Here is a 24,201-nt window from a genome sequence, read left to right as displayed (position 1 = left end):
CGGGGCCCTCGGCGTGTGGTCACGCTCTCACTTGAACAAGTTCAACAGTTGCGCCTACGCTGGGGCCGTCATAGTTGAACACGTTCAGGAAGGCGGCCGGAGCCGTGGACTACAAGGTTTCGATGTACCTCGCGTACCTGGTCATCAGCGTCGGGCTGACGATCTGGGTGGCGACCACCCTGTCCCGCAACGGCCTGGTCTTCCTCGAGGAGGTGTTCTCCGACGGCAAGCTCGCCCGGGCCGTCAACCACCTGCTCGTGGTCGGCTTCTACCTGCTGAACCTCGGCTACGTCACCGTCTCGATGCGCTCGGCCGACAACCCCGTCACCGCCGCCGGGGCGCTGGAGACGCTGTCCTTCAAGATCGGCTTCGTGCTGCTGGTGCTCGGCGTGCTGCACGTCTTCAACGTGCTCGCGCTCAACCGCTACCGCAAGAGCCGGCTGCGCCAGCAGGCCACCCGCCCGCCCCTGCCGCCCGCCGGCATGCTGCCGCCGCCCGGCGTGGGACCGTTCCCCGGCCCGCACGGCCGCCCCGGGCCCGTCCCGCCGCCGGCGCAGGCATGACCGCGCCCCTGCCCACCGGCCCGGCCGCGCACCCCGGCGGCCGGATCGGCGGGTTCACCGTCCTCTACGACGCCGGCTGCCCCATCTGCCGGGCGGCGCACCACTGGCTCGCCGGGCGCCCGCAGCTCGTCCCGCTGACGTTCGTCCCCGCGGCGTCGCCCGCGGCCCGGCGGCTGTTCCCCGGCCTCGACCACGCGCGGACCCTGCGCGACATCACCGTCGTGGCCGACACCGGCGAGGTCTACGCCGGCGACGCCGCCTGGCTGGCGTGCCTGTGGGCGCTGGCCGACTACCGCGCCCTCGCCGACCGGCTCGCCCGCCCCGACCTGCTGCCCACGGCGCGGCGGGTGATCGGCCTCGCCGCGGCCGTCCGCGAGCGGACCCGCGCCGGGGGATACGGTGAGGTCTGTGCCGACGACGCCTGCCCCTGAGCCAGCCGAGCCCGCCGAGCCGGCGCCGGCCGCCGAGCCCCGCGTCCCCGGGCGGTCGCGGGCGCGCGGCGAGCAGACACGGCAGCTGATCCTCGACACCGCCCTGCGGCTGTTCCGCGAGCGTGGCTTCGCCGAGACCACGATGCGGGCCATCGCCAAGGAGGCCGGCGTCGCCGTCGGCAACGCGTACTACTACTTCGACTCCAAGGAACACCTGATCCAGGGGTTCTACGACCGCAACCAGGCCGCCCACGCGGCCGCCGCCGCGCCGCTGCTGGCGAGCGAGAAGGACTTCGCCGCCCGGCTGCGCGGCGTGCTGCACGCCGGCATCGACGTCAACGCGCCGTACCACGCGTTCGCGGCGACGTTCTTCAAGTCCGCCGCCGAGCCCACCTCGCCGCTGAGCCCGTTCTCGGCGGAGTCGTCGCCGGCCCGCGAGGCCGCCATCGCGATCTTCCGGGACGTGGTGGAGGGCTCCTCGGTCAAGGTCGACCCGGAGCTGCGCCGCGAGCTGCCCGAGCTGCTGTGGCTCGGCTGGATGGGCGTCGTGCTGTTCTGGGTGTACGACCGCTCCCCCGGCCAGCGCCGCACCCGGCGGCTCATCGACGGCGCCGTGCCGCTCGTCGACCGCCTGGTGCACCTGTCGCGGCTGCGGGTGCTGCGCCCGGCCCTGCGCCAGGTGCTGAGCCTGCTCGAGCTCGTCAAGGCCGACTGACTACCCACCGTTGCACGCGGGTCTTCACGCTGCGTGATCGTCTCGCCGGGTCTCGTCCCCGGCGTGCCGCGGTGTCCGGATCCGACGCACGGATCGCCCGGTCCGAACGGCCAGTTCGGTGTGCGGCGTCTTCCCCGGCCGCGCGGTGCTCACGTAGCGTTACTGCTACGCCCACCAACACGGGCCTGGGGAGCACGACGCGCGAGTTCGGGCTACGGGACCCGCCCGAAACCGCGCGGCACGACCGGTGCCCCGGGCGCCGTCACGAGGTAACGGGAGCACCTCGTGGCGACGCCCGGGGCACGCCCGTGTCCGGGGTCAGCCGCGCGCGAAGCGGCGCAGCCGCAGGCTGTTCGCCACCACGAAGACCGAGCTGAACGCCATCGCCGCGCCCGCGATCATCGGGCTGAGGAACCCGGCCGCGGCGAGCGGCAGGGCGGCCACGTTGTACGCGAACGCCCAGAACAGGTTGCCGCGGATGATCGTGAGTGTGCGCCGGGACAGCCGGATCGCGTCCACGGCGGCGGTCAGGTCGGCGCGCACCAGCGTCAGGTCGGCCGCCTGGATCGCGACGTCGGTGCCGGTGCCCATGGCCAGGCCCAGGTCGGCCTGCACCAGCGCGGCCGCGTCGTTGACGCCGTCGCCGACCATCGCCACGGCGGCGCCCGAGTCCTGCAGCCGCCGCACGGCGTCGACCTTGCCGGCGGGCAGCACCCCGGCGATCACCTCGTCGATGCCGACCTCGGCCGCGACGGCCTTCGCCACCGCCTCGCCGTCGCCGGTGAGCAGCACCGGCCGCAGCCCCAGGCGGCGCAGCGCGGCGACCGCGCCGGCGCTCTCCGGGCGCACCGCGTCGGCCAGGTAGAGGGTGCCGCGCGCGCGGCCGCCCCAGCGCACCTCGACGGCCGTGCGGGCGTCGCGGGCCTCGCCGCGGCCGACCTCGACCTCGACGCCGCCGACGACGCCGCGCACGCCGACGCCCGGCTCGGCGCGGAAGCCGGTCACCGGCGGCAGCCCGCCCAGCCGCTCGGCGGCGGCCCGGGCGATCGCGCGGCCGATCGGGTGCTCCGACGCGGCCTCCACCGCGCCGGCGTACCGGAGCAGCTCGTCGCTGTCGGGTTCCGCGGCGACCAGCTCCATCCGGCCCGTGGTGACGGTGCCGGTCTTGTCGAGGACGACCGTGTCGACGCGGCGCGCCGACTCCAGCGCCTCGACGCCGCGGATCAGCACGCCGAGCTGCGCGCCGCGGCCCGTGCCGACGAGCAGGGCGGTCGGCGTGGCCAGCCCGAGCGCGCACGGGCAGGCGATGATGAGCACCGCCACGGCGGCGGCGAACGCGGCCGCCCACCCCTCGCCCGCGCCGAGCCAGAAGCCCAGGGTGCCGAGCGCCAGGGTGATGACGACCGGCACGAACACGCCGGAGATGCGGTCGGCCAGGCGCTGCACGGCCGCCTTGCCGCCCTGGGCCTGCTCCACCAGCCGGGCCATCTGGGCGAGCTGGGTGTCGGCGCCGACCCGGGTGGCGCGCACGACGAGCCGGCCGCCCGCGTTGACGGTGGCGCCCACGACCGCGTCGCCGGGGCCGACCTCGACGGGCACCGACTCGCCGGTGAGCAGGCTCCGGTCGACGGCGGACAGCCCGTCGACGACGACGCCGTCGGTGGCGACCTTCTCCCCCGGCCGGACCACGAACTCGTCGCCGGCCGCGAGCTGCTCGACGGGGACCAGCACCTCGCGGCCGTCGCGCAGGACGGTCACGTCCTTGGCGCCCAGCTCCAGCAGCGCCCGCAGGGCGGCGCCGGCGCGCTTGCGGGCCCGCGCCTCGAACCAGCGCCCCAGCAGGATGAGCGTGGTGACCCCGGCCGCCGCCTCCAGGTAGATCTGGCCGGCGCCGTCGGTGCGCTCGATGCGCCACGAGAACGGGTGCTCCATGCCGGGCACGCCCGCCGTGCCGAGGAACAGCGCCCACAGCGACCAGCCGAACGCGGCCAGCGTGCCCACCGACACGAGCGTGTCCATCGTCGTGGCGCCGTGCCGCAGGTTGACCCAGGCGGCGCGGTGGAACGGCCAGCCGCCCCAGACGACGACGGGCGCGGCGAGCACCAGCGACAGCCACTGCCAGTACGTGAACTGCAGCGGCGGCACCATGGCCAGCGCCACGACGGGCACGCTCAGCGCGGCCGAGATCAGCACCCGGGTGCGCAGCGGGTCGCCCGGCTCGGCCGCCGGCGCCTCGGCCGCGGGCAGGGCCGCCGTGTAGCCGGTCTTCTCCACCACCGCGATGAGGTCCTCGGCGGTGACGCCCGGCGGCACGGTGGCGCGGGCCTTCTCGGTGGCGTAGTTGACGGTGGCGGTGACGCCGTCGAGCCGGTTCAGCTTCTTCTCGATGCGGTTGGCGCAGGCGGCGCAGGTCATGCCGCCGATCGACAGCTCGATCTGCTGCGCGGCCGCCGCGAGCGGCCGGGTCACGCCTGTCATGGATGCCTCCCGGGTCGTCCTGGACCCGAGCATACCCCCTAGGGGTACGAAAGCGGCGCGGCGTACACCACGACGTTGCGCTCGTAGGCGCCGTCGCGGAAGGCGCCGCCGCAGGTGACCAGCGCGAGCTGCGGCGCGGTGTCGCGCCGGAACAGCGCGTCCGGCAGCCGGCTCTTGGCGTAGCTGCGCCGGGCGACCACCCGGTACCCGACCGTGCGGTCCCCGGCGGCGACGTCGATCCGGGCCCCGACCGGCAGGTCCGCCAGCCGGTACAGGGCGCCCCGGCCGTCGCGGGCGGTGTCGACGTGGCCGGCGATGAGCACCGTCCCGCGCCGGTCGCCGGGCAGCGCCGACCCGATCCACCAGCCCAGGCGGTCCGGGTCGGCGGGCACGCCGAGCTCCCCGCCGCCGGTGACACCCGCCGGGTCGACGGGCGCCGCGACGCGCAGCCGGGCGATGGACACGGTCCGCGGCGTCCACCGCGCGGCCGCGGTCGACGCGGCGGTCGGCGCCGCGCTCCTGGTCGTCGCGGCCGGTGGGGCGGGCGGCGGTGGGAGGGTCCCGGCGTCGGCCGGGGCGCGCGCCGGCAGCAGGCTCAGGACGAGCGCCGCGGCCAGCGCGCCCAGGCCGGCCGCCAGGGCGGTCCAGCCTGCGGCGCGCCGGCCGGGGCGGCTCATCGCGAGGCGGCCGGGGTGCGGCGGCGCAGCAGGAACACCGCGGCGCCGACCAGGAACAGGCCCAGCGCCCCGAACCCGATCACGGCCGGGGTGGTGGACGCGGCGGCGGCCTGCCCGCCGGTGCCCGTGCCGATGCGGCTGGGCACGCCGATCTCGCCGGCCGCCTCCTCCAGCAGGTCGTGGTGCGAGGCGACCACCGGGGCGGCGTCCTGGGCCACCTTCTTCGCCTGGGCGTCGCTGCCCTGGGCGATCTCGGTCTCGCCGAGCCGCATGGCCTTCATGTGGGCGTCCATCTGGGTGGGGATCCACAGCGCGTCGAACTCGGCGCCCGACGCCGCCTCGTAGCGGCGGGCCAGCGCCTGCTGCTCGGCGTTCGGCTCGCCGGGCAGCTCCACGCCGAGCGCCTCGGCGGTGTCGCGCAGGGCGGTGTCGAGCCTGGTGTGGTCCGCGACCCACCGGGCGCCGAGGTCCTTGACCTGCCGGCTCTCGGCCTTCTGCTGGGCCAGTTCGCCGGTGGCGATCTCGGCCAGGTTGGACTGGTGCGCCGCCCGCAGGTATGTGGCGTCCTGCTCGGACGGCGCCGCGGCGGCCGGCGTGGCCGGCAGGAGCAGCACGGTGACCACACCGGCCACGGCTGCCGCAGTTCGGAGAAGCATGACGGTCGATCCCTTCGTCGAGGTGACCGCCCGCCTACCCGGCCGCTGCGCCTCCACCCTGCGAACCGACGCAGCGACCGTGCCGAATCCGGATCGGCGTCACGCCGCCGCCGACGTGCGCACCAGCGTGCGGATCTGGCGCAGCACCACCGACAGCGCCGCCAGGTCCGACCGGGAGTCCTCGAACTCGCCGATGGCGTTGCGGGTGCGGGCGATCGACGCCGCGTTCACCTGCTCCCATTCGTCCACCCGGTCGGCCGCCGACGCCGACGCCGGTGTGGACGCCAGCACCTCCGCCGTCAGCCCGGCCAGCGCCGCGTACAGGTCGTAGCGCAGCGCCATGCGGGCCAGCGTCTGCCAGCGGTCGTTGCGCGGCAGCGACGAGATGCGCGACAGCAGGTCGTCCACGCGGAAGCGCTCCGACAGCACGTAGTACACGTCGGCGACCGCGTTGATGTCCTGGTCGGCCTCCGTCGCCGTCTGCAGGATGTCCAGCACGCCGAAGCTGTAGACGATGCGCATCGCCCGGTCGGCGATGTCGTCCGGCACGCCCCGCTGGCACATGTTGGCGGTCAGCGCCGCCAGCGACTCGCGCTCCGCGCCGCGGAACAGCGACGGCAGCGCCCCGAGCAGCCGCGCGACGCCCGGCCGCAGCCGCTCGATCTCGCCCGCCACGTCCAGCGGCGAGCGGCGGTTCGACACCAGCCAGCGCACCGCCCGGTCGAGCAGCCGGCGCGTCGACAGGTAGACCAGGGTCTGCGCGGCCACCGGCATCCGGTTGTCCTGCGCCTCCACCGCGTCCCACAGCTCGCCGATGCCGAACACGTCGCGGACCACCACGTACGCCCGGATCACGTCCGCCGCCGAGGCGCCCGTCTCCTCCACCGCCCGGTAGACGAACGACGTGCCGCCCCGGTTGACGACCTCGTTGACCAGCGACGTGGAGACGATCTCGCGGCGCAGCCGGTGCCCGGCCATCCGGCCGGCGAAGCGCTCGCGCAGCGGCGTCGGGAAGTACCGGGCCAGCACGCCCGTGGCCCACGGCTCGTCGGCCAGCGACGACGCCAGCACCTCCCGGTCCATCGTGATCTTCACGTACGCGAGCAGCACCGCGAACTCCGGCGGCGTCAGGCCCGTGCCCGCCTCGCCGCGCACCGCCAGCTCCTCGTCCGTCGGCAGCGCCTCCAGCGCGCGGTCCAGCAGGCCCGCCCGCTCCAGGTCGGTGATCATGCGACGGTGCACCGGCAGCAGCGACAGGGCCTGCTCGCGGGCGTTGCCGAGCGCGCGGGCCTGGTCGTAGTTGTCCCGCAGCGACAGCGCCGCCACCTCGTCGGTCATCGACTCCAGCAGCCGGTCGCGCTCGGGCACCGTCAGCTCGCCGTCGGCCACCGCACCGCCCAGCAGGATCTTGATGTTGACCTCGTGGTCGGAGCAGTCCACCCCGGCCGAGTTGTCGATGAAGTCGGTGTAGATCCGGCCCGAGGCCAGCGCGTACTCGATCCGGCCGCGCTGGGTCAGGCCCAGGTTGCCGCCCTCGCCGACCACCTTGACGCGCAGCTCCCGGCCGTCCACCCGGATCGCGTCGTTGGCCTTGTCGCCCACCTCCGCGTGCGTCTCGGTGGCCGCCTTGACGTACGTGCCGATGCCGCCGTTGAACAGCAGGTCGACCGGCGCCGTGAGGATGGCCCGCATCAGCTCCGCCGGGCTCAGCTCGGCCGCCTCGATGCCCAGCGCCGCCGCGACCTGCGGCGTCACCGCGATCTTCTTCAGCGTGCGCGGGTACACCCCGCCGCCCTCGCTGATGAGCGCGGCGTCGTAGTCCGCCCACGACGAGCGCGGCAGTTCGAACAGCCGGCGCCGCTCGGCGAACGACGTGGCCGCGTCCGGGTCCGGGTCGAGGAAGATGTGCCGGTGGTCGAACGCGGCCACCAGCCGGATGTGCTCGCTGAGCAGCATGCCGTTGCCGAACACGTCGCCCGACATGTCGCCGACGCCGACCACGGTGAAGTCCTCGGACTGGGTGTCGAAGCCGAGTTCGCGGAAGTGCCGCTTCACCGACTCCCACGCGCCGCGGGCCGTGATGCCCATCTTCTTGTGGTCGTAGCCGGCCGAGCCGCCCGACGCGAACGCGTCACCCAGCCAGAACTCCTTGCCGACGCTGATCTCGTTCGCGATGTCCGAGAACGTCGCCGTGCCCTTGTCGGCCGCCACCACGAGGTACGGGTCGTCGCCGTCGTGGCGCACCACGTCGTGCGGCGGCACGATCTTGCCGCCCGAGATGTTGTCGGTGACGTCCAGCAGGGCCGAGATGAACAGCTGGTAGCAGGCCACGGCCTCGTCCCGGTCGCCCGGCCGCTGCTTCAGCACGAAGCCGCCCTTGGCGCCCACCGGCACGATCACCGCGTTCTTCACCATCTGCGCCTTGACCAGGCCGAGGATCTCCGTGCGGAAGTCCTCGCGGCGGTCCGACCAGCGCAGCCCGCCGCGCGCCACCGCGCCGTAGCGCAGGTGCACGCCCTCGAACCGCGGCGAGTACACGAAGATCTCGAACTTCGGCCGCGGCGCCGGCAGGTCCGGCACCGCCTGCGGGTCCAGCTTGAACGCGATGTACGACTTCGGCCGCCCGTTGCGGTCGCGCTGGAAGAAGCTGGTGCGCAGCGTCGCCGTGATCAGCCGCAGGAACGAGCGCAGGATGCGGTCCTGGTCCAGGCTGTCCACCGCGTCGAGCCGCTCGGTCACCTGCTCGGCCAGCGCGGCCGCCCGCTTCGCGCGCACGTCCGCGCTCAGCTCCAGCCGCGGCGAGAAGCGCGTCTCGAACAGGTCCACCAGCAGCCGGGCCACGTCCGGGTGGGCGATGAACGTGTTCTCCACGTACCGCTGCGAGTAGATCGTGCCGGCCTGGCGCAGGTACTTCGCGTACGCGCGCAGCACCACCACCTGCCGCCACGTCAGGCCCGCCAGCAGCACCAGCTCGTTGAAGCCGTCCACCTCGGCCTCGCCGCGCCACGACGCCGCGAACGCGTTCTCCACGTGCGGGCGCACCTCGGCCAGCTCCCGGTGCTCCGCCGGCGGGTTCAGCCCGAAGTCGTACAGCCAGACGGCGGTGTCGGCGCGGCGGATCTCGTACGGCCGCTCGTCGACCACCTGCACGCCCAGCGAGTGCAGCACCGGCAGCACCGCCGACAGCATCATCGGCTCGCCCTGCCGGTACACCTTGAACCGCACGTTGCCGTCGTCCGGCTCGCCCTCGGTCACCCCGTGCGGCGCGCGCTTGCGGAACAGGTGCATCTCGATCTGGCCGGGCTCCTCCAGCAGCTCCAGCTTCGCCAGGTCCTGCGCCGCCTCGTACGGCGAGTGCCCGTCCTTGTAGCTGTCCGGCAGCGCGTCCACGTACCGGGAGAACAGGCCCTTGGCCTGCTGCTCGCCGAGCTTGCGCTCCAGCACCAGGCCGAAGTCGTCGTCCCACAGCCGGGTCGCGTCGGCGAGCTGCTCGGCCAGCGCGTCCGGGTCGACGGTGCGCGGCGGCGCCTGCGGGTCGGTGCGCACCACGAAGTGGACCCGGGCCAGCATGCCCTCGGTGACCCGGGTGGTGTGGTCGACGCCGACGCCGTTCAGCTCGCGCAGCAGGATCTCCTGCATGCGCAGCCGGTTCGTGGTCGTGAACCGGTCGCGCGGCAGATAGATCAGGCAGGAGATGAACCGGCCGTACGCGTCGCGGCGCAGGAACACCCGCAGCTGCCGCCGGCCCGCCATCCGCAGCACGCCGACGACCGCGTCGTACAGCTCGTCGGTCTTGATCTGGAACAGCTCGTCGCGCGGGTACGTCTCCAGGATCTGCAGCAGGTCGCGCCCCGAGTGGCTGCGCGGCGACAGGCCCGAGCGGTCCAGCACCTCGGCCACCTTGCGGCGCACCACCGGCAGGTCGCGCACGCTGGTGCGGTACGCCGAGCTGGAGAACAGGCCGAGGAACCGGCGCTCGCCGACCACCTCGCCGCGCTCGTCGAACACCTTCACGCCGATGTAGTCGAGGTAGGCGGAGCGGTGCACGGTGGCCCGCGAGTTCGCCTTGGTGAGGATCAGCAGCCGCTTCTCCAGCGACTGCGCGAACGCCTCCGGCGCCATCGACGACAGCACCCGCGGCGTGGAGTGCTCGCCGCGCAGGATGCCCAGCCCGGTGCCCGCGTCGGCGACCAGCACCTGCTCGCCGCCCTCGCCGGTCGTGAGGTGGTACTCGCGGTAGCCGAGGAACGTGAAGTTGTCGGCCGTCAGCCAGCGCATCAGCTCGATGGTGTCGGTGACGTCCTTGTCCGGCACCGGCGGCGCGTCCGCGGTGCCCCGGGCGGCGCCCAGCTCGTCGGCGACGGCCAGCGCGCGGCGGCGCATCTTCGGCCAGTCCTCGACGGCGGCGCGCACGTCGGTCAGCACCCGCTGCAGCTCGCGCGCCAGGCGGGCGCGGGCGTCCGGGTCGGCCACCGGGTCGATCTCGGCGAGGATCCAGCTCTCGACGATGTCGCCGTCGATGGCGTCGTCGGGCTCCACGTCGGCGGCCACGTCGGCCAGCGCGCCCAGCGGCTCGCGGCGCACCACGATGAGCGGGTGCACCAGCAGGTGCACCTCCAGCTGGTGGGCGGTGAGCAGCGAGACCGTCGAGTCGACGAGGAACGGCATGTCGTCGGTGACGATGCGCACCGTGCTGTGCCCGCCGTTGCCCTTCCCCGGGGCGGTGACCTCCAGCCGCAGCTGGCCGGGCACCCGCTGCCGGGCCAGCTCGCGGTGCGCGGTGGCCGCCGCGTGCAGCTGCTCCGGGGTGTGGTCGACCAGTTCCTCGTCCGGCGCGAACCGCCAGAACCGGCTCACCAGCCCGGCCGTGCCGTGGTCGGCGCCGGCCAGCTCGACCGCCTCGGCGATCAGCTGCGCGGCGTCCGGCAGCGGCTCCTCCAGCTCGCCCGCGTCCGGGTCGGCGCCCAGCCGGCCCGCCAGCGCCGCTCCCGAGCCTTCCGGCCTGTCCTGGTCGGTCTCGGCGTCGATCTCGCCGTGCCGGTCCGTGCCCGCGCTCATCTGCCCGCACTCCCCTTCCCCACCACGCTGTGGGTCCGTTCCGTGTCACCGCCAGCCTAGAGCGTGCCGGGCCGGCCGCAGCACGGCACGGCGCACCGGCTGTGCGGGCAGACCCGGGTGGCGCGCATGCCGGACAATCGGCCCGGCATGACGCATCGCACGCCACCGGGGACATCCCGCGCGGCCGATGCGTACTACCGTTCGGCGGAGATCGTTGGCTCACGGCAAACAGGTGGGTGACCGCATGACCCGTACGGCCCTCCGGCTGCGCGCCGGCGTGACCGTGTGCGCGCTGCTGGCCGGCGCGCTGACCGGCTGCTCGTCCGACGACGGCCCGGCGCCCACCCTGCAGGCGTTCCTCGACGGCTGGCGGTCGAGCAAGCTCGACCAGGTCGGGTTCGTGGGCGCGGACGGCACCCGGGTGCCCGCCGCCCAGGTCGTCACGGAACTGCGCGGGCTGTCCGGTGAGCTCGTCGACACCCCGCCCGAGCTGAAGCCGGCCGGTGAGCCGCAGATCGTCGGCGACGTCGCCACCAGCCCGGTGGACGTCACGTGGAACCTGCCCGGCGGCGGCCGGTGGGCGTACCGCACCGACGTGCGCCTGCAGGAGGCCGGCGACGACGGCTGGCGGGTCGTCTGGGAGCCGGCGGTCGTGCACGCCGACCTGGCCGCGGGCGACCGGCTCGGCGTGCGCCGGGTGACCGCCGACCGGGCCACCGTGCTCGACGCCGCCGGCGCGCCCATCGTCACCGGCCGCCCGGTCGTCGTGGTGGGGGTCGAACCGCAGCGCGTCACCGACCTGCCCCGGCTCACGAAGGACCTGCAGGCGGCGTTCGCGAGCATCCGGGTGAGCGTCGACCTGTCCACCCTCGCCCAGCGGGTGAAGGACGCCCAGCCGACGGCGTTCGTCGACCTGATCAGCCTGCGCCGCCCCGACTTCGAGCGCATCGAGGCCCGCATCCGCCCGCTCAAGGGCACGGTGTTCCGCGACGAGACCCGTCAGCTCGCGCCCACCCGGCCCTTCGCCCGCGCCCTGCTCGGCACCGTCGACCAGGCCACCAAGGAGGACCTGGAGACGTCGAACGGCGCGCTCGTCGCCGGCGACCTGGTCGGCCACGGCGGCCTGCAGCAGCGCTACGACCAGCGCCTGCGCGGCACCGTCGGCGAGAGCGTCGTGATCGTGCAGGAGGCGCCCGACGGCACCACCACCGACACCCCGCTCTACCAGGCCCCGCCGCAGCCCGGCCAGCCGCTGAAGACCACGCTCGACCCGGCCGTGCAGAACGCCGCCGACGCGGCCCTGGCCGGCGAGCGCCGCCGCAGCGCGCTGGTGGCGCTGCGGGTCACCGACGGCGCCGTGCTGGCCGCCGCCAACGGCCCCGACGGCGGCACCGAGAACCTCGCCTTCACCGCCCGGGTGTCGCCCGGCTCCACGTTCAAGGTGGTGTCCACGCTCGGCCTGCTCACCGCCGGCGCCGTCACCCCGGCCACCCCGGTGCCGTGCCCCAAGACGATCACCGTCGACGGGGCCGTCTTCAAGAACTCGGGCGACGCCTCGCTCGGCCGGGTGCCGTTCCGCACCGACTTCGCCGAGTCGTGCAACACGGCGTTCGCCGCGCTCGCCCCGAAGCTCGGCGCCGACGGGCTCGCCCGGGCCGGCGCCGGCCTCGGCATCGGCGGCCAGTGGGAACTCGGCATCGACGCGTTCAGCGGCAACGTCGCCACCGGCGGGTCCGCGGCTGAGCAGGCGGCGGCCGCGTTCGGCCAGGGCCAGACCGTCGTCAGCCCGCTCGCCATGGCCGGCGCGGTGGCCGCCGTCGCGGGCGGCGCCTGGCACCAGCCGAAGGTGCTGCTCGACCCGGCCCCCGCCGCGGCGCCCGCGCCCGGCCCGCTCGACGCCGGCCACCTCGAGTCGCTGCGCGCCATGATGCGCGAGGTCGTCACCACCGGCACCGCGACGGCGCTGGAGGACGTGCCGGGCGAGCCGGTGCACGGCAAGACCGGCACCGCCGAGTTCGAGACCGGCAACACCGAGACGCACGCCTGGTTCGTCGGCTGGCAGGGCGACGTCGCGTTCGCCGTGTTCGTCGAGAAGGGCGGCGCGGGCGCCGACGCGGCCGTGCCGATCACGGAGAAGTTCCTGCGGGGGCTCGCCTAGGAGTCGGTGGCGGTGCGCTGCGCCGGCATCGTCAGCGCGTCGAGCGCCGACGTGCGCCGGTGCGGCCGGGGCTCGGCATCCGGCGGGTCGAGGTCGAAGTGGACCGGCTCGGCCACCGGCAGCGCGAAGCTGCCCGGCTCGTCCGACGGCAGGTCGCCGTGGTGGGCGTGCGGCTGCGTCGGCTCCCACGGCTCGACCTCGGGCTCCGGCTCGGGCTCGGCCTCGACCTCAGCCTGCGGCTCGATCTCCGGCTCGGGCTCGGCGGCCTCCGCCGCCGCCGTCTCCGGCTCGTCGTCGGCCCGGCGGGTGCGGCGGTGGTCGTCCGGGTGCGGGTCGGCCACCGGGGCCAGCCCCGCCACCAGGGTGTCGGCGATCTCCGCCGCGTACGCGCCGTCGGGGTCGTAGTCCGGGTCGAACACGGTGATCTCGACGCCCAGGCAGTGCGGGGTGTCGACCAGCCCGGCCAGCAGCAGCTCCAGCTCGGGGAACGCGATGCCGCCCGGCTCCGGCGCGTCCACCGCCGGCATGACGGCCGGGTCGAGGACGTCCACGTCGACGTGCACCCAGTAGCCGGCGCAGTCGACGAGCTGCTCGCGCGCCCACTGCGCGCTGCGCGCCGCCCCCTCGGCCCGCAGCATCGGCACCGGCCGGGTCACGATGCCCGCCGCCTGCAGGTCGAGGCGGTACTCGTCGTGGTCGCGGATGCCCAGCACCACCACGTCGATGTCGCGGAAGTACGGCCGGCGGCCCTCGATCGCGGCCAGGTCGGCCTGCCCGCGGCCGGTCACCAGCGCCAGGTCCTCCCCCGCCGCCGCCCCGACGTACGACGCGTTGCCCGGGTGCCGGAAGTCGGAGTGGCCGTCCACGAACACCAGCCCGATCCGCCCGCCGACCGCCTCGCCGAGGCGGTGCATGGCCAGGCCGGAGCCCAGCACGACGGAGCAGTCCCCGCCGAGCACGACGGGGAACTCGCCCTCGTCGATGATCGCGGCGATCCGGTCGGCCAGCGTCCGCGAGTACGCGGCGATCTCCGGCGCGTGGCACACCCCGTCGCCGGGCCGCCAGCCGCCCGGGTCGTACCGCGGCGGGGTGACGCAGCCCGCGTCGCGGGCGCCGAGCCGGGCGATCAGCCCCCGGTCCCGCAGCGCGCCGGGCGCCTTCGCGCAGCCCGGCACCGACGTCCCGGTCGGCGGGCGCAGACCGAGATTGGACGGTGCGTCGAGGACGGCGATCCGGCGCACGGCGGGCGCTGCCTAGAACAGGGCGCTGGCGAGCGCGCGTCTCGCGCTCGCCACCGCGGGGTCGTCGGGACCGGCCACCGCGAACAGCGACAGCAGGTGCTTGCGGACCGTCTCGCGGTCGTCGCCGGCCGTGCGCCGCACCAGGCCCACGAGCCGCTTGTACGCGTCGTCCGCCTGCCCCGACAGCACCAGCACGTCCGCGGCCAGGAACTGCGCCGCCAGGTCGTCCGGGTCGGCGTCGGCCTTCGCGAGCGCGCCGGCCGCGTCGACCCCGGTGACCCGGCGGTACAGCGCCACCTGCGCCAGCCCCGACTCGGCCGCCGCGTCGTTCGGCGTGTCCGCGAGGATCTTCCGGTACGCCTCCTCGGCCGCGTCCAGGTCGCCGGTCATGAGCGCGTCGTCGGCGCTGTCGAGCCGCGGGTCCTCGGCCGGGGCGACGGCCACCCCGGCCGCCTTCAGCACCGCGTCGATGTACTGGCGGATCTGCGCCTCGGGCAGCACCCCGGTGAAGCCCTCGACGAGCCGGCCGCCGATGACCGCGACGACCATCGGGATGCTCTGCGCGCGCAGCGCCTGGGCGAGCCCCGGGTTGGCGTCCACGTCGACCTTGCCGAGGATCCAGGAGCCGCCGCCCTCGTCGGCGAGCCGCTCCAGCACCGGCGACAGCTGCTTGCACGGCTCGCACCACTCGGCCCACAGGTCGAGCAGCACCGGCGTGGTCAGGGACCGCTCCAGCACCTCGGTCTGGAACGTGGCCTCGTTGACGTCGATCACCGCGATGGTCGAGGCGCGCGGGGCGCCACCCGGCGCGCCGGGGCCGGCACCGGGGCCGGGGCCGGGGCCGCCCGGCCCGCCCGGTCCGCCTGCGGGACCGGCCGGCCGCGCGGGCGGCGCGCTGCGCAGCGCGCCGAGGTCGACCGCGCCGCGGGTGAAGATCGACGGAGTGGTCCGTGGGTCGCTCATGACTGCCAGTCTCGCACGCGCGATCCGCGATCCGCGGCGGCGACGTCCGCCTGATATTCGACGTCACACCCGCTCACCGGCCCGGGCCCCCGCCCCCGTCAGCGCAGGCCCAGCCGGGCCAGAAGCTCCGCGACGTCCGCGGCCACCTCCACCCACCGCGGCCGGTCACCTCTGACGTAGAGCACCCGCGGGTTCTCCGGCGACCGCCGGTAGTCGAGCACGACCGGCATGTCCGGCCCGAGCCCGGCGATGATCACCGACCGGACGGGGTCGACCCCGAGGTTCCCGCCGGGGCCCGGCGCGCACGCGAAGTCGTCCCGGGACACGTCCGCCCACCCGTCGTTCTCCCGCCGCATCGCCCGCTCGTCGTAGAACTCCGGCGCGACGGCCTCCTCCCCGAACACCCGCACGTAGACCTCCGGGCCGGCCGGCGCCCGCCAGACTCCGTCCCCGATCGCCTCGACCAGCACGGCCGGCAGCGGCAGGCCGTTCACCACCAGCGTCACCGCGTCCCCCCTCCGCCGGCCAGCCGCTCCACCGCGCCGGCCACCTCCGCCGACCCGCCCCACACGTCGACCGTGGGCGGCACCCCCAAGCCCAGGTCCCACCAGGTGCTCCGCAGGAACACCGCCGCGCCCGGCCCGACGAACCAGTGGGCGCCGCGCCCGCACGCCGCCACCCGCCGCCGCAGCCCGAACAGACCGCCCGCGTCCAGCTCGCCGACGACGCGGCGCAGCACCGCAGGCTCGACGTGCCACCGCCGGCCCACCGGCAGCCGCGCCACCTCGTCGAACGTCGCCTCACACTCGATCAACGCCTCGAACGACGGAAACTCCACGACCCCGGCGCCGTCGAGCCCCACCTCCACGCCGCCGTCGGGATGCACGGAGGCGCCCAGCGGGCTCGCCGTCCGCACCGCGTAGAGGATCTCCAACGGATCGTCCGGATCCTCCGGCTCGCACACCGGCGTGACCTCCACCGGCGTGGCGAAGTACCCGCTGGGATACCGCAGCCCGCCGTAGGCGGCCTGAAGGCGGTCGAGCAGCCGGACGATCCGCTCGTCCGGCTCGCCGTGGACGCGCGCGATCCGCTCGCGGAGCCGGTCCCCCGTCAGGCCGCGGTCGAACTCGGCCCGCACGGCCCGGCGGTCGAGGAACGCGCGGGCGCGGTCGGACAGCGCGGCAGGGGCGCCGGCCCGGTGCATCACGGAGTCATCCCCAGGAGTACCCATCGAGCCACTCCCACTCGCCCGGCAGGCCTCGGAGCCGATCCCGGCAGTACTCCAGCGCCTCCTGGAAGGTGCGGAAGTCCGCATGGAGCGCTCGGAGATCACCGAGGCCCGGACCGGACAGCACCAGCGTCCACGGTCGCTGCCCCGATCCGAACCGCTCGTGATCGACCTTCAGCAGCATGGTCACGCCGTGCCGGCCGAGCTCCTCCATGAACTCCGGCAGGCCGCGACCGGCGTCCGCCGACGTCCCGGAAACAGGGCGCGGCGGCGTCACGGGCCGACCCACCAGTCGGGGCCGTAGTCGCGGCGCTCGATCGTCTCCAGCTCGGCCAGCTCGTCCGCCGACAGCGGCGGGACCTCGCCCCGGGCGGCCTGCCGCAGGAACGCGGCCGGCAGCTCGACGTTGTGGGCCTCCACGTAGTGGGCGAGGTCGCGCCGCCACAGCCAGGTGCCGTCGGTCAGCAGCGACGAGCAGCCGGAACCCTCCTCGAAGGAGCGCCCGTCGATGACGTCGGTCATCCCCTCCATGACGGCGGACATGACGTGACCGGCGCGCAGGTAGGCGACCACCTGGCCGGCCGACTCGGCGGGGTGCGGGCGGACGTGGTCCCGGATCGACGGCAGCTCCGGGTGGTCCGCGAAGAACTCGCGGAAGAAACCGATTCTCGTGAGCACTGCCCACCCTCGCGTTCTGCCGTCACGGACACCGCCCGGCGCGCGGCGGCCGGGCCTGCCACGAGGCAGGCCCGGCCGCCGCTGATCAACGGATCCCGAGCTTGTCGAAGAGGTCCTCGATGTCCGAGGCGACCTCCACCCAGTGCGGATGATTCCCCGCCAGGTACAGCACCCGCGGCGACTCGAGCGACTGACGGTAGTCGAGTACGACAGGCATGTCCGGTCCCAGCCCGGCGATGATCACCGACCGGTCCAGGTCGACGCCGAGATTGCCCGGCTCCTGCGGCACGCAGGCGTAGTCGTCCACCGAGACGCTGTCCCAGCCGTCGTTCTCGCGACGCATCATGCGCTCGTCGTAGAACTCCGGGACGTCCGCCGGCTCGCCGAAGACCTCGACGTAGATCTCGGCACGCTCCGGTGCCCGCCACGTTCCGGACCGGATGGCCTCGACCAGGATGTCGGGGAGCCGCATACCGTTGATGGTCAGCGTCATCTCAGCCCCACACCTCCCTGCCGGTCGCCCGCCGGACCGCGTCCATGATAGGGCCGCGATGGATCTCGGGAGCGGCTCGCGTCCCGAGGTTGCGGACGTTGACGCTGATGGAGTTCCAGCGCATCTCGAGACCGCCCTGCCGCACGATGGCCACGAATCCGATCGTCATCCGGCTGCCGCCGAACCTGCTGTTGTTGATCGTGCCGTGCCCGCCCCGCTGCGAGACGAGGGCGTCCGGTCCGCTGCTCAGTTGCATCTCGAAGGCGCCGCTGCGGGTGTCGTAGACGCCGGTGAAGCCGTAGCCCTCCGGCTGCGCGTCGATCTCCGCCTGATTCTGTGCCTGCGTCTTCTCGCTCGAGACCACGCCGTTGCAGTTGTGCACGAGGACCGGGGTGTCGCCCGCGACGACGTAGTACGTGTGCGTGTCCTCGACGGTGAGGTTGTGCACCCGGGCCTCGGCGATCGGCCGGGGATCCACCGCCTCGACCTGGACGTAGGTGCCCGCCGCCGTCCGCAGCAACGCTCCCACGCGCAGTTCGCCGGCATCGACCCACGCCTTCTCGTCGGCGACCCAGAACGGGTGATTGTCCGTGGCGACGATGACCGACTGCCCGTCACCGGTGTCCACAACGACGTCCACGAGCTGCTTGGCGCCTTCGCCCGTGATGGTCGCCTCGACCGCCTTGGCCTCCGTGACGCCCGTCTCGGGGTCGGTGGCGCGCACCTCGTCCTGGCCGGCGACGAGCTCCTCGATGGGCTTGGTGGAGCCATCCGCGAGGACGACCAGAGTGCCCGGGACGAAGCTGTTGTCGGTCTTGCACGAGCCGCCGCCGTCGGACTTGCCCTTGCCGTCGGACTTGCCGGCGTCCGGCTTGCCCTCGGGCTTGCCCGGGGAGGTGTCCTTGGCGCCCTTCGGCGGGTCCTTCGGCTTGGCCGGTGGGGCCGGCTTCGGGGCCGGGTTGGGTTTCGGGGTGGCCGGCGGGGTGACGTTGTCGGCCGCCTTGCCGGCGTCCGACGCCTTGTCGGTGGTCTTCGCGACGTCGCTGACCGTGTCGGCCGCCTCGACGGCCTCGTCGACGTACTTGGCGCCCTTCGCCGCCGTGGCCGCGTAGCCCGCGAGCGGGATGGCGGAGGCGAACGACAGGCCCGCGTTGACGTAGTCCTTCTCGGCCAGGTACCAGACGCCGTTGACGACGTCCGCCGCCTCGCCGACCACCGGGATCAGGCCGACGATGTCGAGGGCCGCGTGGCCCACGTTGCTCCAGCCCCACCACAGGCCCGACGGGTCGGGGAACGCGAACGGGTTGTTGCGGCCGTACGTGTACGCGTTGAGCTGTTGCGGGTCGGTGAAGTCGATGATCGGGTCGACCGAGATGAACCGGCCCGTCGACGGGTCGTACTGGCGGGCGCCGAGGTGGGTCAGGCCGCTGACGGCGTCGATGGCGCCGCCGACGAAGCCCTTCTCGCCCGGCCAGGTGCCCGCGGTGCCGCGCACGCCGCCGAACGGCAGGGTGCGCCGCTGGACGATCGCCGACGTCGAGGCGTTGATCGCGATCTCGGCCGTGCCGTTCTGGCCGCCGGCCAGCCAGGTCACGCCCGCGGCGGTGCGCATGGCGACCGCCTGGCCGCCGAACGAGTAGTACCGGGTGGCGGTGACCTTCTGCTTCGTGACGTCGGCGACGGAGGTGTCGAGCTTGATCTCCGTGTCGCCCAGGTACAGGGTCACCGACTTGCCGGCCAGGTCGCGCCGGATGAGGCGCTGGCCGGCGGCGTCGTACAGGAACGTCGCCGTGGTCGTGCCGGCCTTCTTGACCTCCGCCAGGCGGCCCTCGGCGTCCCAGCCGTAGGTCTCCTCCGGGTTGGCGCCCAGCTTGCGCCGGGTCATGTTGCCGGCGCCGTCGTAGGCGTACGTGTCGGCGGTGGTGACGGTCTTGCCGCCGGCCACCGTGGCGACGTCGGTCCGCTCGACGGCGTGCGCCGGCTTCCGGTTCACGCCGTACGGGTGGTAGGTCTTGCGGACCTCGGTCGCCGTGGCGTTGACGGCGTGGTTCACCTCGGTCTCGCGGTCGCCCGACACGGTGTAGCCGAAGGTCTGCCAGTACGGGGCGGGCCCGCCCAGCGCCGACTGGGCCGGGGCGGCGGCGCAGCCGTCCTTGCCCTGCGCCCACGCCTCCTTGAGCCGGCGCAGGTAGTCGTACTGGAAACACTGCACGTCGACCTTGGACCCGGCCGTGGTCGGGGTGTCGGCGATCCGCCGGGTGTTGCCGGCGGCGTCGTACTCGTACGTCACGTTGGCGTCGTTGCCGGTGACGGCCTCCCGGTCGACCATGACGTTGTGCAGGCGGCGGGTGCCGCGCTCGTACGCGTAGGTCAGCCACGTGTACTTGCTGGCGCTGCTCGTGCCGAGCGTCAGCTGCTCGACCTCGCCGAGCCGGGTGTAGGTGGTGTTGCGCACGTAGCTGGTGCCGCTGCCCAGGAACGACGGCAGGCCGTAGGAGTTGTAGCCGGTCCGGACGGTCTCCTCGGGCAGGTCGCCGGCCTTCGGCAGCGTCGTGGAGTCGGGCGAGCCGTCGATGCGGTACGTGGCCGAGGCGGTGTAGGTGCCGGCGAGCTTGTTCTCGACGGCGGGGATGGTGACCGTGTTCGTCTTGGCGCGCCCGGCGACGTCGTACTCGGTCACCGCCGTGGTGTAGGCGTTGGCGCCCACCCACCGGGTCGACGTGGCCGGCCGGCCCTCGCCCAGCTTGGCGGTGTCGTACGTCCAGCTCGCCAGCTTCGTCAGGCTCCTGGTGCCGTCGGGCTTGGTGGTCTGCTCCTCGAGCAGCGTCGGGCGGCTGATGTCGTCGTAGGTGTAGCGCAGGGTGCGGCCGCGGCCGTCGGTGCTGGTCTCGACCTCGTCGAGCGACGTGAAGGTCTGCGACAGGCTGCCCGCGTCGGGGTCCTGCGCGCTGGTCTGGCGGCCGAGCAGGTCGTAGCCGTAGCTCCAGACGTTGCCGGCGGCGTCCTTCACCTTCTCCAGCCGGTCGGCCTTGTCGTAGGAGTAGACGGTGGTGTCGGCCTCCCCGGTGGGCTCCGTGCCCTTGTACTCCAGCAGCTTCGTGGTGAGGCCCTGGGCGTTGGTGTGGACCGTGACCGGGGTGTCGCCCGTGGGCGGGTCGACACTCGTGCGGTCGCCGAAGTACGTGGTGCGGGTGCGCCACTTCTCCTCGCCCGCCACGACGAAGATCTCGTCGGTGGCGCGGCCCGCGCCGTCGTACACGGTCTCGGTGCGGGTGGGGACGCCCTCGGTGGAGGCGCCGGTGTCGACCAGGTCGGTGCCGGGGTCGGCGGCGTTGTGGAACGGGCCCACCCGGGTGATCGCCAGGCCCCGCGAGTCGTACTCGGTGCTGGTGATCAGGCGGCCCGTCTTCGGGCTGGCCTCCTGGTTCTGGCGCGGGCGCAGCAGGCCGTCGTAGAGGGCCTGCTTGACCCGGATGCCGTCGTTCGGCGTCAGCGTCCTCGTGGTGACGGCCACGGGGCCGTCGGTGCGGATCGTGTAGTCGTGCGCGATGTCCGGCACGTCGTTCTTCGGGTCGCGTCCCGCGAGCCACACCTTGCGCAGCCGGCCGAGCCCGTCGTACTGCAGGTTCGTGGTCTGGTCGTTGGTCTCCGTGGTCGCGGTGACCAGGCCCCACGCCGGGTCCACCGTGGACGTGACCGTGTGGCCGAGCGGGTTGACGACGGTCATGCCGATGACGGGGCCACCGGACGCGGGGACGTACGCCGTCTCGGTGCGGTTGTCCTCGGCGTCCCACGAGTAGCGCAGCCGGCCGTACCGGTCGTACTGCGACGTCGAGACCTTCTCGTAGCCGGCCTTGCCACCGGAGAACGACGTCAGCTGCTCGCTGCGGGTGACGTCGCCCTTGGTGGGCGCCTCGCCGACGTCCTTGCCGTCGTACGCGGTGCGCACGTCGGAGATGTGGTCGGCCGGGAAGGACGGGGTCCGGTCGCAGGGCACCGCCACGGTCTGCACGCGGCTGACCAGGGTCAGCAGGTTGATGCCCGGGTTGCGGGCGTACCAGGTGCGGGTGCAGGACTCGTCGCCGGCGACGTCGGTGTCGCCGGCGTCGCTGGACCAGTCGAGCATGCCGTGGTCGTCGTCGTAGTGGTGCGTGATGCTCGTGGTGCGCGGCTTGGCGGCCCCGGTGACCGCGGTGCGCGCGACGGTCTTGGCGATGCCGGTGAGCCGCGCCTTGTCGCCGCCCTCGGTGGCGGTCGGCGCGGACAACCACGGCGTGTTGACCAGACCGCTGACCTCCGGGCCGCCGACGCCCCGGAGGGTGCGCTGCTCCAGCAGGAAGCCCTGGAGCCGGTTGTCGTCGGCGACGCGGGTGCCGTCGGTGGCGGTCTCGGCGACGTCCTTGTAGCCGTCCTCGGTCGAGTCGCCCTTGCGGTCGCCGTCCATGCCCCGCAGGTAAGTCGACTCGGTCTCGAGCTGCACCGACCCGGCGGCGCCGGTGATGGTGCGGACCTTGCGGTACCCGCGGTTCTGGCTCCAGGTCTTCTTCTTCGCCTTGGTCAGCTCGTTGTCGTCGTAGTGCCAGGCGACGCCGTCCTTGTCGTACAGGTAGCTGGTCACCTTGTCGACGCCGTCGTCGGTCCGGTCGTCCTCGACGACCGAGTCCACGACGTAGGTGTGGAACCAGTCCTCCTTCTCCCCCGCGGTGCCCTGGCTGGACCAGAACGACGGGTAGCAGCGCTTGGTGTTGGTGGCCGGGTCGCGCTTCTCGGAGGCGGTGCACTCCGCCGGGCGGTAGTTCACGGAGACGATGCCGCCGGACTCCGACTGGATCGCCCGGATGCGGTACTTGGTGTACGGCAGCCGGTCGTCACCGTCGCGGTCGACGCGGTTGTCCAGGCCGATGCGCTGGAACGTGGTCTTGGGCAGCGTGATGTCGCCGCCCTTGCCCTTGCCGGTGTGGGTGATGGCGTCGAGCCACAGCCCGGCGGTCGAGGCATCGGCCGGGTCGGGGTACGACTGCTCCAGGCCCCACACGTCGACGTCGCGGTAGTCGGCGCCGTCGAGCACCTGCGTGGTGACCCGGTCGAGCCGCTTGCGGGTGAAGAACGTCGGGGACCACTGGTCCTCGCAGCTGTCCTCGTCGGTGCAGATCTGGTCCTCGGGGACGTCCGGCCACCGCTTGGCCGAGTCCTCGTCGAGGTCCTTGTCCTCGCAGTCCGCCGCCTCGCCCTTGCACCGTTCGGCGACGGTGAACACGACCTGGGCGGGGGCGCGGGTGTCGTTCTCCTCGCCCTTGCGCTCGCCGTACTCGATGCGCTTGAGGTGGCCGCCGCGGTCGTAGGCGACGGAGACGTCGTCGCGGTTGGCGCCGTAGCGGTTGGTCTCGGTGCCGTAGTAGTAGGTCGACGTGTTGCCGTGGGTGTCGACGACGTAGTCGAGGTTCCACCGCCACGTCTGCTTGCAGCGGCTCTCCTTGAACGAGTCGCCGTGGCAGGGCTCGTTGTCGTCGTCGCCGTAGACGGGCACCTCCCACGACGAGTTGGTGTTCGTCGTGTCCTCGGCGGTGCGCTTGCCCTTGCCGAAGTGGAACTGGGTGCCGTCGGTGGTGGTGACGACGAAGTACTCGTCGTTGTTGTCGTCGTTGAAGCCGCCCGTCTTCCGCACGATCCTCGTGCCGTCGTCGGTCTTCAGCCGCCACTCGTTGTCGGCCTTCTTGACCAGCTCACCGTTGCGGCTGCCGAACGACATGGTCAGCTTGTCGCCCGCCCAGCAGAGGTCGTACTTCTCCTCGCCGCGCTCGTCGTGGCCGTCGTCCTTGCAGGACCGGTAGGACCGCTCGATGAACCCGACGTTCATGTCGAAGCCCTCGCCGATCCACGACGGCTGGGCGTTGGTGGAGCCGGTGCGCCCGTCGACGCTCGCCGACGAGTAGGTGAACGCCAGCTGCGGCGACGGCCCGGCCAGCGCCGGCGGCACGCGCAGCGGGTACTGCCAGCTGAACCCGCCGGAGTTGCCGGCGTGCTGCCAGGACCCGGACGGCGCCAGGCTGGTGGCGGCGAACGTGCCGGTGCTGCCGGATGCGCCCGCCGAGACGGACAGCAGGCCCGCGCGGCCGGCGGCGAGCGCCCGCGCGCCGGTCGCGGGCGCCGGGGCGGGGGCGGCCACGTCGGCGACGAGGCGCCGCTTCTCCAGGTTGTTGCGGGTGGGCAGCGGGGTGGCCACCCGGCACTCGGGCCGGTCGGGCGTGGTCAGCGCGCAGCCGGGCAGCGACTTGACGACCAGCCGGTCGGCCCAGTTGCCGCCGACCGCGTGCCCGAAGCGGGTGTAGTCCACCTCCAGGCCGACCTCGCCGGTGGTGGTGCGGCCGTCGGCACGCGCCACCGACAGCAGCAGGCCGTCGTCGACGCCGGCCCGCTCGGCGGTCGCCCGGTCGAGCACCTCGACGCGGACCTTGCCGGGCACGTCGGCGCCGGCGCCGGGGCGCCCGTCCGAGGGCGGGACCCCCGGCGGCGCCGGCTCCGCCGGGCTGCCGATGCGGATGGGCAGGTCGCCGGCCTGCGTGCCGGGGCCCTCCGCCGCGAGGGCCCGCAGGCCCTTGAGCGGCGCCGGCAGGGTGACGGTCGCCGCCCCGGCCGCCGGCCAGGTGACCGGACCGGGCTCGGGCGCGGGCTCCACGGCCAGCGGCGGGTCCAGGGGTACGCCGACGACGGGCGTCGACTCCATCTCGACGGTCTTCGGGCGGCGCGCCTCGCGCGCCGCCTCGTCGACCGGGTCCTCGGCCCGGGCGGGCCCGGTGATGCCCAGCGTCGCCGTCACCAGCGCCGCGAGGGTCAGCGTGAGCGCTCTGCGTCCTGTTCTCAC

General features: G+C 74.0%; 15 protein-coding genes and 1 pseudogene. 4 read left to right on the top strand and 12 right to left on the bottom strand.

Going from position 1 to position 24,201, the window contains the following annotated elements:
- Nucleotides 1–104 precede the first annotated feature (104 nt).
- The 3 genes from Sya03_RS03415 to Sya03_RS03405 are packed head-to-tail and all read left to right on the top strand — an operon-like array spanning nt 105 to nt 1,709.
- The gene (locus Sya03_RS03415; RefSeq protein ID WP_203936651.1) at nt 105–563 is read left to right on the top strand and encodes a hypothetical protein; all 459 of its coding nucleotides are present in this window, start codon (nt 105–107) and stop codon (nt 561–563) included.
- On the top strand, nt 560–994 hold the full coding sequence (locus Sya03_RS03410; protein WP_203936650.1) for a thiol-disulfide oxidoreductase DCC family protein: 435 nt from the start codon (nt 560–562) through the stop codon (nt 992–994). The genes Sya03_RS03415 and Sya03_RS03410 overlap by 4 nt, the downstream gene beginning before the upstream one ends.
- On the top strand, nt 972–1,709 hold the full coding sequence (locus tag Sya03_RS03405) for a TetR family transcriptional regulator (RefSeq protein WP_203936649.1): 738 nt from the start codon (nt 972–974) through the stop codon (nt 1,707–1,709). The genes Sya03_RS03410 and Sya03_RS03405 overlap by 23 nt, the downstream gene beginning before the upstream one ends.
- A 318-nt stretch (nt 1,710–2,027) precedes the next feature.
- Here Sya03_RS03405 and Sya03_RS03400 read toward each other — a convergent pair whose 3' ends face one another.
- The 4 genes from Sya03_RS03400 to Sya03_RS03385 form a co-directional block, all read right to left on the bottom strand.
- Nucleotides 2,028–4,187, bottom strand: coding sequence for a heavy metal translocating P-type ATPase (locus tag Sya03_RS03400; protein ID WP_203936648.1), 2,160 nt, complete (start codon nt 4,185–4,187; stop codon nt 2,028–2,030).
- Nucleotides 4,188–4,225: 38 nt separating this feature from the next.
- Nucleotides 4,226–4,864 carry a class F sortase gene (locus Sya03_RS03395; protein WP_203936647.1) on the bottom strand — a complete coding sequence of 213 codons (639 nt, stop codon included), beginning with the start codon at nt 4,862–4,864 and terminating at the stop codon, nt 4,226–4,228.
- Nucleotides 4,861–5,520, bottom strand: coding sequence for a DUF4142 domain-containing protein (locus Sya03_RS03390; protein WP_203936646.1), 660 nt, complete (start codon nt 5,518–5,520; stop codon nt 4,861–4,863). The genes Sya03_RS03395 and Sya03_RS03390 overlap by 4 nt, the downstream gene beginning before the upstream one ends.
- A gap of 99 nt (nt 5,521–5,619) precedes the next feature.
- Nucleotides 5,620–10,578, bottom strand: coding sequence for an NAD-glutamate dehydrogenase (locus Sya03_RS03385; protein WP_203936645.1), 4,959 nt, complete (start codon nt 10,576–10,578; stop codon nt 5,620–5,622).
- A 244-nt stretch (nt 10,579–10,822) separates the two neighbouring features.
- On the opposite strand from Sya03_RS03385, the gene Sya03_RS03380 reads away from it, so the two are divergent.
- A complete protein-coding gene (locus tag Sya03_RS03380; RefSeq protein WP_203936644.1) occupies nt 10,823–12,736 on the top strand; it encodes a penicillin-binding transpeptidase domain-containing protein in 1,914 nt (637 codons plus the stop codon).
- A 328-nt stretch (nt 12,737–13,064) separates the two neighbouring features.
- Here Sya03_RS03380 and Sya03_RS03375 read toward each other — a convergent pair.
- From Sya03_RS03375 to Sya03_RS03340, 8 genes and pseudogenes are all read right to left on the bottom strand, one after another.
- Nucleotides 13,065–13,977, bottom strand: a pseudogene (locus Sya03_RS03375) (arginase family protein); the annotation flags it as partial.
- A gap of 12 nt (nt 13,978–13,989) precedes the next feature.
- Entirely contained in the window at nt 13,990–14,940 is a 951-nt protein-coding gene (locus Sya03_RS03370; protein ID WP_203936643.1) for a tetratricopeptide repeat protein, read from the bottom strand.
- A gap of 98 nt (nt 14,941–15,038) precedes the next feature.
- Nucleotides 15,039–15,446 (bottom strand): hypothetical protein, encoded by a 408-nt coding sequence (locus Sya03_RS03365; RefSeq protein WP_203936642.1) that lies wholly within the window; start codon nt 15,444–15,446, stop codon nt 15,039–15,041.
- Nucleotides 15,443–16,147: a hypothetical protein gene (locus Sya03_RS03360; RefSeq protein ID WP_203936641.1), complete on the bottom strand. Its 705-nt coding sequence runs from the start codon at nt 16,145–16,147 to the stop codon at nt 15,443–15,445. The genes Sya03_RS03365 and Sya03_RS03360 overlap by 4 nt, the downstream gene beginning before the upstream one ends.
- A gap of 4 nt (nt 16,148–16,151) precedes the next feature.
- Nucleotides 16,152–16,445, bottom strand: coding sequence for a hypothetical protein (locus Sya03_RS03355; protein ID WP_203936640.1), 294 nt, complete (start codon nt 16,443–16,445; stop codon nt 16,152–16,154).
- A complete protein-coding gene (locus Sya03_RS03350) occupies nt 16,442–16,846 on the bottom strand; it encodes a hypothetical protein (RefSeq protein ID WP_203936639.1) in 405 nt (134 codons plus the stop codon). The genes Sya03_RS03355 and Sya03_RS03350 overlap by 4 nt, the downstream gene beginning before the upstream one ends.
- 85 nt (nt 16,847–16,931) lie before the next feature.
- Nucleotides 16,932–17,339, bottom strand: coding sequence for a hypothetical protein (locus Sya03_RS03345; RefSeq protein WP_203936638.1), 408 nt, complete (start codon nt 17,337–17,339; stop codon nt 16,932–16,934).
- A 1-nt stretch (nt 17,340) separates the two neighbouring features.
- Entirely contained in the window at nt 17,341–24,201 is a 6,861-nt protein-coding gene (locus Sya03_RS03340) for an RHS repeat-associated core domain-containing protein (protein WP_203936637.1), read from the bottom strand.

The organism is Spirilliplanes yamanashiensis (genome assembly GCF_016863475.1).
Taxonomy (GTDB): domain Bacteria; phylum Actinomycetota; class Actinomycetes; order Mycobacteriales; family Micromonosporaceae; genus Spirilliplanes; species Spirilliplanes yamanashiensis.
This window is presented reverse-complemented; position numbering and strand designations above follow the sequence as displayed.

Bases quoted from the DNA above. Each gene is read 5' to 3' on its own strand.
- Sya03_RS03410 (WP_203936650.1), top strand. From the start codon at position 560: ATGACCGCGCCCCTGCCCACCGGCCCGGCCGCGCACCCCGGCGGCCGG.
- Sya03_RS03400 (WP_203936648.1), bottom strand. From the start codon at position 4,187: ATGACAGGCGTGACCCGGCCGCTCGCGGCGGCCGCGCAGCAGATCGAG.
- Sya03_RS03395 (WP_203936647.1), bottom strand. From the start codon at position 4,864: ATGAGCCGCCCCGGCCGGCGCGCCGCAGGCTGGACCGCCCTGGCGGCC.
- Sya03_RS03390 (WP_203936646.1), bottom strand. From the start codon at position 5,520: ATGCTTCTCCGAACTGCGGCAGCCGTGGCCGGTGTGGTCACCGTGCTG.
- Sya03_RS03385 (WP_203936645.1), bottom strand. From the start codon at position 10,578: ATGAGCGCGGGCACGGACCGGCACGGCGAGATCGACGCCGAGACCGAC.
- Sya03_RS03380 (WP_203936644.1), top strand. From the start codon at position 10,823: ATGACCCGTACGGCCCTCCGGCTGCGCGCCGGCGTGACCGTGTGCGCG.
- Sya03_RS03370 (WP_203936643.1), bottom strand. From the start codon at position 14,940: ATGAGCGACCCACGGACCACTCCGTCGATCTTCACCCGCGGCGCGGTC.
- Sya03_RS03345 (WP_203936638.1), bottom strand. From the start codon at position 17,339: ATGACGCTGACCATCAACGGTATGCGGCTCCCCGACATCCTGGTCGAG.